Origin of the sequence: Balneola vulgaris DSM 17893 (assembly GCF_000375465.1) — a bacterium.
In the GTDB taxonomy this organism is placed as follows: domain Bacteria; phylum Bacteroidota; class Rhodothermia; order Balneolales; family Balneolaceae; genus Balneola; species Balneola vulgaris.
The window spans coordinates 165,978-177,429 of sequence record NZ_AQXH01000002.1; the positions used below are offsets into that span (position 1 = coordinate 165,978).

At 38.4% G+C, this 11,452-nt stretch carries 13 protein-coding genes; 9 read left to right on the forward strand and 4 right to left on the reverse strand.

Translation table 11 applies throughout. From position 1 onward, the window contains the following. The first annotated feature begins 4 nt into the window (after nucleotides 1–4). Nucleotides 5–1,420, forward strand: coding sequence for an LptF/LptG family permease (locus B155_RS0107815; protein ID WP_040368352.1), 1,416 nt, complete (start codon nucleotides 5–7; stop codon nucleotides 1,418–1,420). Then, nucleotides 1,417–2,499: an LptF/LptG family permease gene (locus B155_RS0107820; RefSeq protein WP_018127706.1), complete on the forward strand. Its 1,083-nt coding sequence runs from the start codon at nucleotides 1,417–1,419 to the stop codon at nucleotides 2,497–2,499. The genes B155_RS0107815 and B155_RS0107820 overlap by 4 nt, the downstream gene beginning before the upstream one ends. Before the next feature lie 16 nt (nucleotides 2,500–2,515). Here the strand turns inward: B155_RS0107820 and B155_RS0107825 are convergent, their stop codons facing one another. After that, nucleotides 2,516–2,833, reverse strand: a complete 318-nt coding sequence (locus B155_RS0107825; RefSeq protein ID WP_018127707.1) for a DUF3467 domain-containing protein — start codon at nucleotides 2,831–2,833, stop codon at nucleotides 2,516–2,518. 10 nt (nucleotides 2,834–2,843) lie between these two features. Continuing rightward, nucleotides 2,844–3,827, reverse strand: coding sequence for a PLP-dependent cysteine synthase family protein (locus tag B155_RS0107830; protein ID WP_018127708.1), 984 nt, complete (start codon nucleotides 3,825–3,827; stop codon nucleotides 2,844–2,846). A 95-nt stretch (nucleotides 3,828–3,922) separates the two neighbouring features. Here B155_RS0107830 and B155_RS0107835 point away from each other — a divergent pair, with 95 nt between their 5' ends. The 6 genes from B155_RS0107835 (at nucleotide 3,923) to B155_RS0107860 (ending at nucleotide 9,639) form a co-directional block, all read left to right on the forward strand. After that, a complete protein-coding gene (locus B155_RS0107835; protein ID WP_018127709.1) occupies nucleotides 3,923–4,198 on the forward strand; it encodes a DUF4290 domain-containing protein in 276 nt (91 codons plus the stop codon). Between the two features lie 143 nt (nucleotides 4,199–4,341). Further along, the gene (locus B155_RS0107840) at nucleotides 4,342–5,769 is read left to right on the forward strand and encodes an isochorismate synthase (RefSeq protein ID WP_169331285.1); all 1,428 of its coding nucleotides are present in this window, start codon (nucleotides 4,342–4,344) and stop codon (nucleotides 5,767–5,769) included. Continuing rightward, nucleotides 5,756–7,477 (forward strand): 2-succinyl-5-enolpyruvyl-6-hydroxy-3-cyclohexene-1-carboxylic-acid synthase, encoded by a 1,722-nt coding sequence (gene menD, locus B155_RS0107845; RefSeq protein WP_018127711.1) that lies wholly within the window; start codon nucleotides 5,756–5,758, stop codon nucleotides 7,475–7,477. The genes B155_RS0107840 and menD overlap by 14 nt, the downstream gene beginning before the upstream one ends. Next, nucleotides 7,467–8,288, forward strand: coding sequence for a 2-succinyl-6-hydroxy-2,4-cyclohexadiene-1-carboxylate synthase (menH, locus tag B155_RS0107850; RefSeq protein WP_018127712.1), 822 nt, complete (start codon nucleotides 7,467–7,469; stop codon nucleotides 8,286–8,288). Before menD ends, menH begins: the two co-directional genes overlap by 11 nt. Continuing rightward, complete coding sequence (locus B155_RS0107855; RefSeq protein WP_018127713.1) at nucleotides 8,285–9,121, forward strand: 1,4-dihydroxy-2-naphthoyl-CoA synthase; 837 nt, start codon at nucleotides 8,285–8,287, stop codon at nucleotides 9,119–9,121. Before menH ends, B155_RS0107855 begins: the two co-directional genes overlap by 4 nt. Next, complete coding sequence (locus B155_RS0107860; RefSeq protein ID WP_018127714.1) at nucleotides 9,118–9,639, forward strand: hypothetical protein; 522 nt, start codon at nucleotides 9,118–9,120, stop codon at nucleotides 9,637–9,639. The genes B155_RS0107855 and B155_RS0107860 overlap by 4 nt, the downstream gene beginning before the upstream one ends. Here the strand turns inward: B155_RS0107860 and B155_RS0107865 are convergent. Beyond that, nucleotides 9,629–10,438, reverse strand: coding sequence for a hypothetical protein (locus B155_RS0107865; RefSeq protein ID WP_018127715.1), 810 nt, complete (start codon nucleotides 10,436–10,438; stop codon nucleotides 9,629–9,631). The genes B155_RS0107860 and B155_RS0107865 overlap by 11 nt on opposite strands. A 67-nt stretch (nucleotides 10,439–10,505) precedes the next feature. On the opposite strand from B155_RS0107865, the gene B155_RS0107870 reads away from it, so the two are divergent. Then, nucleotides 10,506–10,799, forward strand: a complete 294-nt coding sequence (locus B155_RS0107870; protein ID WP_018127716.1) for a GNAT family N-acetyltransferase — start codon at nucleotides 10,506–10,508, stop codon at nucleotides 10,797–10,799. A gap of 48 nt (nucleotides 10,800–10,847) precedes the next feature. On the opposite strand, the gene B155_RS0107875 is transcribed toward B155_RS0107870, so the two are convergent. Then, on the reverse strand, nucleotides 10,848–11,423 hold the full coding sequence (locus B155_RS0107875; RefSeq protein WP_018127717.1) for a hypothetical protein: 576 nt from the start codon (nucleotides 11,421–11,423) through the stop codon (nucleotides 10,848–10,850). Between the last annotated feature and the right edge of the window lie 29 nt (nucleotides 11,424–11,452).

An 11,452-nucleotide genomic window follows, 5' to 3' on the forward strand; every position in this document is an offset into this window, starting at 1 on the left:
GAAAGTGAAAAACATAATTAATAGCGTTCAAATAGATTTATTTAAAAAGCATATAGGACCCTTCCTATTCTGCTTTTTAACGCTCATGTTTTTGCTCCTAATGCAATTTCTTATCCTCCATATTGATAAGCTCATAGGTAAGGATATACCCCTTTCAGTGATAATAGAACTGATATTTACAAACCTAGCTTATATGGTGGTATTGGCAGCACCTATGGCTGTGTTGGTTGCAACCCTTATGGCTTTCGGGAAATTTTCTGAGTTAAATGAGCTCACAGCAATTCGTGCTTCTGGTATTCATCCACTAAAAGTAATCACACCTGTGATGTTCGCGAGCTTAGTGGTGTGCGCAGTTTTAGTTTGGTTTTCAAATGATGTACTTCCCGAAGCCAATCATAAATCCCGTTCTCTTTTCATAGATATTCGATTACAAAAACCCGGTTTCGATCTCAAACCCAATGAATTCTATGACGGAATAGATGGGTACACATTTCTGGTAGATGAAGTGGATAACGAAACGGATAGCTTATACGGAATCACTCTTTTTCAGGAACCTTCACGCACTGTTGATCGCGCCGTTATTAAAGCAAAAAAAGGTCTGCTTAAAGCTGAAAGTAATGAACTCCTTACCCTCTACTTGGTAGATGGTAACATGCAAAAATTTCCATCCTCAGGAGGCTTATCAAGAGTAACTATTGAAAAAAATCAGTTCGACAAACATCGCATCACATTTGATTTAGCCGACTTAGCCTTTGAAAAGTCAGACCCGAACAGAAGAAACAGAAGTGATCGAACGATGAACATTCAATCCATGCTCGTTATTGTCGATTCACTTAAGCAAGAGATTGTTCAACAATACGAGAAGGCTGCAAATAACACGTACACCATTCCGAACATTAAGTACGACTACGAATACGATGAAAAGTACATCTTACCTGATACCACTAAACAGGAAGAACTGTTAACTACGGGGCTTATAGTTGCCGATCAGCTCAAGAACAAAGAAGCTCAGAAAGAATTGTTCAATAAAACGACTTCGGATTTAAACAACTACAAGGCTACTCTTGAAAACAGTGCCTCAAACATCCTATTTCGAACTAAATCTATAAATCGATATTTAGTTGAAATCCATAAAAAATTCTCGATCCCATTCGCCTGTGTGGTATTTATTCTATTAGGTGCACCAATTGGTATTATGACACGAAAAGGAAACTTTGGCATTGCCGCTATCATTAGTGCGGTTATTCTAACCTTCTATTGGCTTTCTCTTATCCAAGGTGAGAAACTAGCAGATCGACTTTTTGTTACTCCATTTTGGGGTATGTGGACCTTCGATATTGTGTTTTCATCCATTGGAATTTTATTACTCATTAAACTTTCTACCGAAGTAAGTTTCAGCCGATTATTCAGAAGATCATGATCAACAAATTAGATCGATACATATTCTTTAGGCTGTTATCCATTACACTCTTTGTAATTGTGATGTTGGTGTTCATATTCATCATGATTGACTTTTCTGAGAATAGTGATGACTTCACCGACAAAGGCGCTGAACTTGCTGAAATTTGGGGCGACTATTATCTGAATTACATCCCCGAAATGACACGCCTCATTTTACCGGTTGCTGTATTTACGGCCTGTCTATTTTTAACGGGTCAACTTTCTGAACGACTTGAAATAACGGCACTAAAAGCTGCTGGGGTTAGCTTATATCGACTTTTTGTACCCTATATGGTATTTGCAGTCTCTTGTGCACTCATCATAAGTGTGTTAGATGCCAATGTGATACCAACTTCCAACAAGACCAAGATTGAGTTTGAAAAGAAGTACCTAAAGAAGAAAGTGGAAGAAATAGATCAGAACGACATTTTTAGGCAGCTTTCGCCAACCAGTATCATTCGCATAAACTACTATGATACCAACCAGAATATCGCTTATCGAATCCGTTTGGTTGATGCAGACAGCAATGGGGTGAAGCGATCAATTGTTGCGAATCAAATGAAATGGGAACCCGATAGTTCAAAATGGGTTTTGAAAACTGTAACCGATCGTATCTTTCACGAATCGGGGTATATGGAGATTAAATATCCATCCAAAGACACTACACTATCCATTTTCCCTAGAGATTTATCCAGAACTACATCAGATATCTACCAGCTAACTTATAAGGAAGCGGTCGACTATATCGACTCGATTGAACGCAGTGGTGCAGGTAATATCAACATGCCCAAAGTTCAATTCTACGGCCGAGTGATTTATCCCTTTTCTATTATTGTAGTGATTTTGATTGGCTTTTCTGTGGCATCTGTAAGACGCCGAGGTGGCAAAGGGTTGTACATTGCCGCAGGCTTAACCACTAGCTTTCTATACTTAGCGTTTATGAAAATATCAGAGCCATTCGGCTATTATGGGACTATATCCCCAATAATAGCCGCTAGCGTATCTCATGTATTCTTTTTTATCTCAGGACTGATACTTCTAATATCAGCTAGAAAATAAGCACCTAAGCGCTTAATTAAGCCTCAGGTACTGGGCCTCTGTACATCGGAATATCTACCTTTTCTTCCGAGTTAATAGCTCCATGCTCATCTTCGAACTTTCGAACATTATCGTTTAAAGCATTCGCCAAACGTTTAGCATGGTCTGGAGTTAAAATCATTCTCTTAACTACTTTTGCCTTAGGAACTCCAGGCATTACTGCTATAAAATCCAGAATAAATTCTGACGGCGAATGTGTAATCATCACGAGATTAGAATAGGTTCCTGTAGCTTCACTTTCGTTCAGCTCAATTTCCATTTGTCCCGGGTTCATTGTTTGATTTTGATCTGACATAATGTTCTCCTTAATCTAAAAAGCCTTGTTCTTTCATCCATTCGTCGTTGTAGATCTTACTAATATATCTAGTACCACTATCAGGAAGTATGATTACTACTACATCGTTTTCAGTGAGTGGATTATTGCGAACGTATTCTAAAGCGCCCACAACCGCTGCACCACACGACCAACCTACAAATAACCCTTCTTTCGAAGCTAAATCTCTAGTCATTACGGCCGAGTCTTTATCATTCACTTGAATAACTTCATCTACATAATCAAAATTAATGGCTTCAGGGATGATGTCTTCACCAATACCTTCAGTCATATATGGCTTGATTTCATTTTCATCAAACTCACCCGTTTCGAAGTACTTTTTGTAAACCGAACCGACGCTATCGATTCCAATTACTTTGATGTCTGGATTCTTTTCTTTCAGGAATTTACTAGTCCCTGTAATAGTACCACCCGTACCCATTCCAGCAATAAAATGTGTGATCTTTCCCTCTGTTTGCTCCCATAATTCAGGACCCGTTGACTCATAATGAGCTTGGGTATTGCTCTGATTATCATACTGATTTGGGTAATATGAATTCGGAGTTTCTTCAGCTAAGCGCTTACTTACCGAGTAATAACTATCAGGATGTTCAGCTTCAACATTGGTTGGACATACAATAACTTCTGCCCCTAAAGCACGCAATATGTCCACTTTTGATTTACTCTGTTTATCAGTAGTAGTGAAAATGCACTTATACCCTCTTTCGATAGCTACTAAGGCCAAACCCATTCCCGTATTACCAGAAGTACCTTCAATGATGGTTCCACCTGGCTTTAATAACCCCTTCTTTTCAGCATCATCAATCATTTTAATAGCTATTCTATCTTTGATGCTTTGACCTGGATTAAAATATTCAACTTTTGCGAGTAGAGTTCCTTTAGTTTCGCCCACTACTTTTTGAAGTTTTACAAGTGGGGTATTGCCAACGGCTTGAATTACTGAGTTATAGTACATGTGCTATTTTTGAGAAATTTTATTTTCCCAAATATAAGAATTTTGGGTTAGGACTTAGAACTCTTACTTTTGAAACAAATAAATAATCATTCATCATGTTTATAGACCAGAAAAAACCAAAAGACTTTGACTGCGGTTACAATTTAGACCTAATGATCGCCGCATTACCTCGTGTAGAAGACGACCAAGAACGCATCAAGTATGCTAAGCGCGTGGTAGGTCTTATCAAACAAAGTCACCCAACTTGGGTAGATGAGAATGGAAAAAGCGAAGCTGCTTGGAACTACTTTTTTGAGTTAGCTGAGTATGATTTAGCCGAATACGGTATTAAGAACCCATTCCAAACCGGCGAAGACGACGACGCGAAGTAAACTTTACCAGCTTTTACTCCAATTTTCACTTAAATGTGAAATTCGATGAGATTATTTGTATTTTCATTTTTAATTGAAAATACATCTAGTCGGTAACTTAAGTGTCTGACACAGGCCTAAAAAACAATTTACTATTAACTTGTTTGTACAAACAAGTAGAGTTAGAGCAGTTACAACTGCAGATTGATGAAGCTTTATCACAATCGAAATTAGGTTCAATAGAATATTTCTCTCTAAGTTTTTCAATACCTAAGGTTGATACCCTTGCCGTGCTTGAGCAGAATAAGGGCAAAGACCACTTTGAGTATTATTGGGAGAAACCATCTGAAAACATTGCAATTTCAGCAGCAGGTGAAGTAGCTAGAATTAAAGCTACTGGCCCACAAAGGTTTAGAACTGCGTCCTCCCAAGGCAAATCATTAATTCAAAAGATTTTCCACTTCTCATCTCTTGAGCATTCGAATGCAGCACCTCACCTATTTGGTGGGTTTTCGTTTCATGAACATAACGTAAGTAAGCACTGGCGAACATTCGGAGCTGCTTCATTTACACTGCCTCAATGGTCTATTATTGTAGATGGGGAACTTACCTTACTTACTATTACCCTTGAATTGGTTGGTCTAAACAATAGAGATGAGGTACTTAGAAAATTAACAGAGCATCTCGCCGAGCTGGACGATGTTTGCGATGCTCACAGTTATTCTAAAAAAGTAGAGGGTGACACTGAATTTAAATTTGAAGTACCTACTCAAGTATCTGAAGATTTTAAAGCATGGAAAAATGCTGTTGAAAAGGCCACCCTTCAAATAGAAAAAGGCGTTTACGATAAAATTGTTTTAGCCCGTGAATTAAGGATTCCACTAAGCTCACCTATCGTAGATACACATATTTTAAATAGGCTTCGCCATCAGTACCCAGATTGTTATTCTTTCTTGATTAAACAGAATAATGAAGCCAGTTTTATTGGTTGTACTCCTGAGCGCCTTGCTTCATTTCGCAGTGATTTCATTTTAACTGAAGGATTAGCAGGTAGTACACCACGAGGTAAAACGGCTTCAGAAGATGCTCGTTTAGAATCAGAGTTGTTAAACTCAGACAAGGACTTAAATGAACATCAAATTGTATTGCAAGCAATCCAAGATAACCTTTCACAATATGCCGAGACGTTAATGATTCCTGATAAGCCCGGAATTAAAAAACTCTCAAATGTTCAGCATTTATACACCCCCGTTCGGGCACAAATAAGTGAAGGGGTTTCAAAAACTGAGGTTCTAAAAAATTTACATCCAACACCTGCTGTTGGGGGCTTCCCTCGCGATAAAGCCGTTCCTTTTATAAGTAAGTTCGAACACTTTGACCGAGGCTGGTATGCGGCTCCAATTGGATGGATTAATGCACATGGTAATGGTGAATTTGCCGTTGGTATACGTAGTGGTTTAATTAAGAATGATGAGGTGCGTTTCTATGCCGGATGTGGTATCGTTGAAGGATCACAGCCCGAAAAGGAATGGGAAGAAACAAATCTGAAATTCATACCTATGTTATCTGCTTTAGCCTATGCAACAAAATGAAATAACGAACTTAGCCTTTTATTGGAGTACACAATTCGTTCGTTCACTATATGAAGAAGGTGCTCGCAATGTTGTTATTTCTCCGGGCTCTAGATCTACCCCTCTTACCTTAGCTTTTTCATCGCATCCTGGTTTTAAACTTACCGTTGCCATCGATGAACGCTCAGCTGCTTTTATCGCCTTGGGGCAAGCAAAAGCATCCGGAATACCTTCAGTTTTAGTTTGCACTTCCGGAACGGCAGTGGCTAATTATACACCCGCTGTTTATGAAGCCGTTAACTCTGGCACTCCCCTTATCATTGCCAGTGCCGATAGGCCTCCACATCTTCGAACTATGGGAGCTTCACAAACCATAGATCAAGTTAAAATGTTTGGGGATCAAACCGCTTTTTTCCACGAAGTTGGTGAACCGTCATCAGATGAAAAAAGAATTAAACGGTTAGAAATTGCTGCAAAGCAAGCTTTTAAGGCTACTGTTCAACATACAGGTATTGCTCACCTTAACTTTGCCTTTGATAAACCTTTTGAACCAGAAGCTGATTTTCTTTCAACAATAGAGCGTGAAAACCTAAATCATTCTAAACGTTCACAAACAGACTATTACGCCGATTTAGGCCAGACTGAATATGGGGAAAAATTTTGGTCAGAGTTAATTGCTGCCGAACACCCCCTCATTGTAGTAGGGCCCACTATCAAACATGAGCAAACTGATTTTGTAATAGAATTAGCTAAGATCTTAAAAGCTCCTATTCTTGCCGAACCCGGTTCCAATATTGCCAGCAGTAAATATATTATTCCAGGATATTCAGGCTTTTTACGAAGTGAAGACATTAGAACTGAACTTAAACCTGATTTAATTTTAAGAATTGGCGCTTTTCCTATTTCAAAGGCTATACATCAACTATTTGAAGACAATAAAAACGTTCAACAGATAGCCTTCACAAATGCCAAAACTTATAACGATGGAGACAATCCTCCTCATCGTACTATCGAATTGAATAGTCCACTCCATATTCCTGACATTAGCGGAAATGCAGCTAATAGTTGGTTATCCAAATGGAAGAAATACGCTAAAAAGTTTCAAACTTTCAGAAAGGAGAATATTCAGCCTGCTACTCCATTAACGGACGGGTATATATTTCAATCAGTTAGTAAACTACTTCCGAAAAAATGCTTCGTAATGGCATCTAACTCATTCCCTGTTCGTGACCTATCTCTTTTTACCGACCATTCAGGGCATGAAATTTACGTGAATCGTGGAGCTGCTGGAATCGACGGTATAACTTCAACGGCTATTGGTTTAAGCAAAGAACTGAATAAAACGGGTGTGCTTTTTATAGGAGATATTGCATTCCTTCATGATGTAAATGCTTTACTAAGCGCATCATTATTAGAAAAACCTCTAGTAGTTGTAATCTTAAACAATGGAGGCGGCACTATATTCAGAATGCTTCCTGTTTACAGATTCAAAGAAAAGCATAAAACTCTCTTCGAGACCCCACAACATGTTCGTATAGCTTCCATTTGTAGAGGATACCATGTAGATCACACCCTGGTCTCAAAACCCGATCAGTTTTTACCTGCATTCGAAGAATACATAGAACAACCCGGCTTACATGTGATTGAATGCATTACGGATGCCGATGATTCAATGCTTGAACGTCATACCCTTTGGAATTTTTCAAATTCTATGAACAATGAAGGTTAAAGTACGCGGCATAGAATACTCTTATACCCTTCATCAGGAAAATTCTGATCTCCCTTATCTTGTGTTATTGCATGGTTTTTTAGGAAGTGGGAAGTCGTTTGAATCATTACTCACCAGAATGTCTGACTATTGTAATCCCATCACCATTGATTTGCTTGGGCATGGGGAGACTGAAGGTTCTGAGATGCACTATCGCTTTTCATTCCGAGAACAATCAGCCGACTTGATTAAGCTTATTTCTGAACAGCTTCAATCACCATTATTTTTGCATGGCTATAGTATGGGTGGTCGGCTAGCGAAAGGTATTGCACTACAGAGGCCCGACTTAATTCAAGGCCTAATCTTAGAAAGCACTACTTTCGGTATAGAAAATGAGCAGGAGCGCCAAGCAAGACAAGCCCTTGATGGCAGAAGAGCCGATTCTATAATGGGGAATTATCGCCAATTTGTTGATGAGTGGGCTAAGCTTCCGTTGTTTGAATCGAAGTTAGTATCAGAAGATGCGATCAAGCACATTTCGAATATTCAAAAAAATCAAAACCCCACTTGGATGGGGAATAGTTTACTTGGCTTTGGAACGGGTACAATGCCTTGTTTTAAAGATCAATTAGATCAGTTAAAAATGCCGATAATGCTTATTGCAGGTGAGAAAGACCAAAAATTCTGTCACATCATGCAGTCTATGCAAAAGCATTTATCGAATTCAATATTTCATATTATAAAAGGAGCAAATCATCGTGTGCACCTCGAGTGCCCATCAGAATTTGTCCTTAAGCTACATCAATTTATTACATCAAATACTTTACCATGAACTGGAATACCGTAAAAGAGTACGAAGATATAACCTACAAAAAGCTCAATGGCGTAGCCCGCATTGCTTTTAATCGCCCTGATGTGCGAAATGCATTTCGTCCTAAAACTTTATTCGAAATGTATGAAGCATTTTCTGATGCAAAAGAAGACAATGATATTGGGGTTGTTCTCTTAAGTGCTGAAGGCCCTTCTTCAAAAGACGGGAAATATTCATTCTGTTCAGGGGGAGATCAAAATGTTCGCTCCAAAACAGGGTATCAGGCAGACGACGGTATTAATCGTTTAAATGTGTTAGAACTACAACGTCTTATCCGATTCATGCCTAAAGTAGTAATTGCCGTTGTACCGGGCTGGGCTGTAGGCGGTGGACATAGCTTACATGTTACCTGTGATATGACCTTAGCGAGCAAAGAGCATGCTATCTTCAAACAAACAGATGCTGATGTAGCAAGTTTTGACGGTGGCTTTGGTTCCGCATTGTTAGCTCGCCAAGTGGGACAAAAAAGAGGGCGTGAAATCTTTTTCCTAGGTAGAAATTATTCTGCTCAAGAAGCTTTTGAAATGGGGATGGTAAACGCTGTTGTTCCTCACGATGAACTAGAAGACACCGCTTATGAGTGGGCCCAAGAAATTCTAGCGAAGAGTCCAACCGCTATTAAGATGATCAAATTCGCCTTTAATATGATTGATGACGGCTTAATCGGGCAACAAGTATTTGCGGGCGAAGCTACGCGATTGGCTTACATGACCGATGAGGCAGAAGAAGGAAAAAATGCTTTTCTTGAAAAGAGAAGACCAAACTGGAACAAATTTGATAGGAACCCATCATGATCCAAAAGAACGAGGTTAACTGTGAGACCTATTTCAAAAACATTCGCATGATTCATGGAGCTTTTATAGTAGGTTTGCTTAATTTTGGCTTTGTTCTAGCCGTTCTGTATTTCTTAGATATTATTCCACTTAAAGCTGAAGATTCATCCCTAGCATATCCATTGATGGCGGGCGTATTTATTTTTTATGGAATAGCTTTCTTTTTAGGACAAGTTCTATTCAAAAGGGCTGTCCGAAAAGCCTCAGACAGTTTAAGGCTAGCGGATAAGGTGATTGCTTACCGCGATTCAAAGTTACTTCAATCTGCTTTGCTAGAAGGTGCGGCACTCTTTGCACTTACTGTGTATATGCTATTTGGTAATATATTGATGATTCTTGTAGCTTTTTTAAGTGTGGCCTATATGGTTAAAAGCTTTCCACGAAAAACAGAGATCATTGAAATATTTAAGTTGGCCTATAACGATCAACAAAAGCTAAATAACCCTAAATCAGTTTTGATTGAACAAGTTACTGTTTAAGGTTTAGCTGATAGAGATCTCCATTTTCTTCGGCGATAATAACGGTATGTTCGTCTAAGAAACCAACGCTTTCAACCTGTTCGGCTTTAAAGGTATAATGCCGAACAGGCCCTTCAAATAATCCCCTACCTTCTTCTAACTGAAATACCCACAACGAGCTATAGGTTAATACGGCTAGCTTGTTAAAAGCTAAATCTGCCGCCGTTACTTTATTGTCGAAGTCCACTTCTGTAACTAATGCAAGAGTATCTTGAACCCCTTCTTGGTACTGAGTTTTAAACACCTTGGTATTTCTTCCAAATATATGCTTTGTGAATATATACACTTCACCTTCATGCCAGAATATGGCTTCAGCATCGGGGTTAAAGTCTATGAATTTATAAACGAAGCCATCCGGTTCAGGATAAACGATAGATCTGCTATCGCTTTCGATTTCATCTTTATCACCCAATTCAGTTGTAAGAAATAAAAGTGCTTGATCGGTTCTGCAGCTACAATTATTTCCAATATCCGCTACTATTAATTCGCCACTGTCGGTGATTGCAATATCTTCCCAATCGATATTTTCCCGTCCCTTTAATTCTACTCCCTTTTTTGGTTTAAGTACCTCTCCCTCTTTATTAATCAAGTACACTCTATTCTTCGTACCCGAATCGCCATGCACCCAAAAATGATTTTCTTTTCCAGGTACTCGAACTATACCCGATACTTCATCTCTCGCTGGTTTATCTATTCTTATATAGGCTTTTAAATCAACGGATACGCTTTGAAATGCCTGTAAACCTGTTGAGCCTCCCACTATTAGAATTAGGATTGAAAGACATTTTATGTAGATTCTCTGCATCAAGAAATAATGATTTTGAAGTATGATAAAACAAGAAGATACGAACTCAAAAGGAGCATTCTATATTGAAGAAGCAAACAAAAGGATTGCTGAATTAACCTATAGTAAAGCAGGTTCAAACAAACTCATTTTAGACCATACCGGAGTTGATGAAGAACACCGTGGTACCAACTTAGGATATCAGTTAGTTGAAGAGGCTTCGAAGTATGCACGCCAGCATAATTTAAAAATCCTACCACTTTGTCCCTTTGCAAAAGTAATTTATGCTCGCCACGATCATCTTCAAGATGTACTACTAAATAAAAAGAGCCTATAAATATTTACAGGCCCTTTATTTATGATGTGAAATTTAGCTTCTAAATTTTCATCTACGTCTTCTTTTGTTTCTATGCGAATCAAACTCTAAAGCTTTCCACATAGTATCCTCGAATTCGAACAACAATTTTTGGTGCTTACGAGCTTGCTTGTAAAAACTATGTGAACGCTCTAAGTATAAATTTTCAAATTTAAATAAGAGCTTTCTTTGTTTCTTTTGAAGTCGTTCCAGTTCCTTTATATCTCTATGAAATACTTTGTTAGAACCTCTTTGCTTACGGTACTGGTATGAAACATCATACTTCTGCTTTAAACCACCTGCACCTTTATACATTCTGTACTCTCTAATCTTTTTCTGAGTATCACGAATTTCACTTCGCATCTTCTTAACGAGATTAGATTTTATTCTACGAGCTTCAAAAACCCGTTCATCATCTATAGCATAATTGAATCGTTCGATTTGATTCTGAAATCGCTGCAACTCTTTATATTCAAAGCGATTTGAATTTGTATAGGTTGGAAAATTGCCACTATGAATACTTATGCTTATCGCACTTTGTGCTACTACTTGATTGGACACCATTCCTAAACTAGCAATGATTAATATTTGAATGAAACGTTTCATAGTGCCTCCTTTCTTTTATTCGAGGTAAT

What these genes read in the sequence shown, in the direction of transcription:
- B155_RS0107820 (WP_018127706.1), top strand. Translation starts at nt 1,417, where the DNA reads ATGATCAACAAATTAGATCGATACATATTCTTTAGGCTGTTATCCATT.
- B155_RS0107825 (WP_018127707.1), bottom strand. Translation starts at nt 2,833, where the DNA reads ATGTCAGATCAAAATCAAACAATGAACCCGGGACAAATGGAAATTGAG.
- B155_RS0107830 (WP_018127708.1), bottom strand. Translation starts at nt 3,827, where the DNA reads ATGTACTATAACTCAGTAATTCAAGCCGTTGGCAATACCCCACTTGTA.
- B155_RS0107835 (WP_018127709.1), top strand. Translation starts at nt 3,923, where the DNA reads ATGTTTATAGACCAGAAAAAACCAAAAGACTTTGACTGCGGTTACAAT.
- menD (WP_018127711.1), top strand. Translation starts at nt 5,756, where the DNA reads ATGCAACAAAATGAAATAACGAACTTAGCCTTTTATTGGAGTACACAA.
- menH (WP_018127712.1), top strand. Translation starts at nt 7,467, where the DNA reads ATGAAGGTTAAAGTACGCGGCATAGAATACTCTTATACCCTTCATCAG.
- B155_RS0107855 (WP_018127713.1), top strand. Translation starts at nt 8,285, where the DNA reads ATGAACTGGAATACCGTAAAAGAGTACGAAGATATAACCTACAAAAAG.
- B155_RS0107860 (WP_018127714.1), top strand. Translation starts at nt 9,118, where the DNA reads ATGATCCAAAAGAACGAGGTTAACTGTGAGACCTATTTCAAAAACATT.
- B155_RS0107870 (WP_018127716.1), top strand. Translation starts at nt 10,506, where the DNA reads ATGATAAAACAAGAAGATACGAACTCAAAAGGAGCATTCTATATTGAA.
- B155_RS0107875 (WP_018127717.1), bottom strand. Translation starts at nt 11,423, where the DNA reads ATGAAACGTTTCATTCAAATATTAATCATTGCTAGTTTAGGAATGGTG.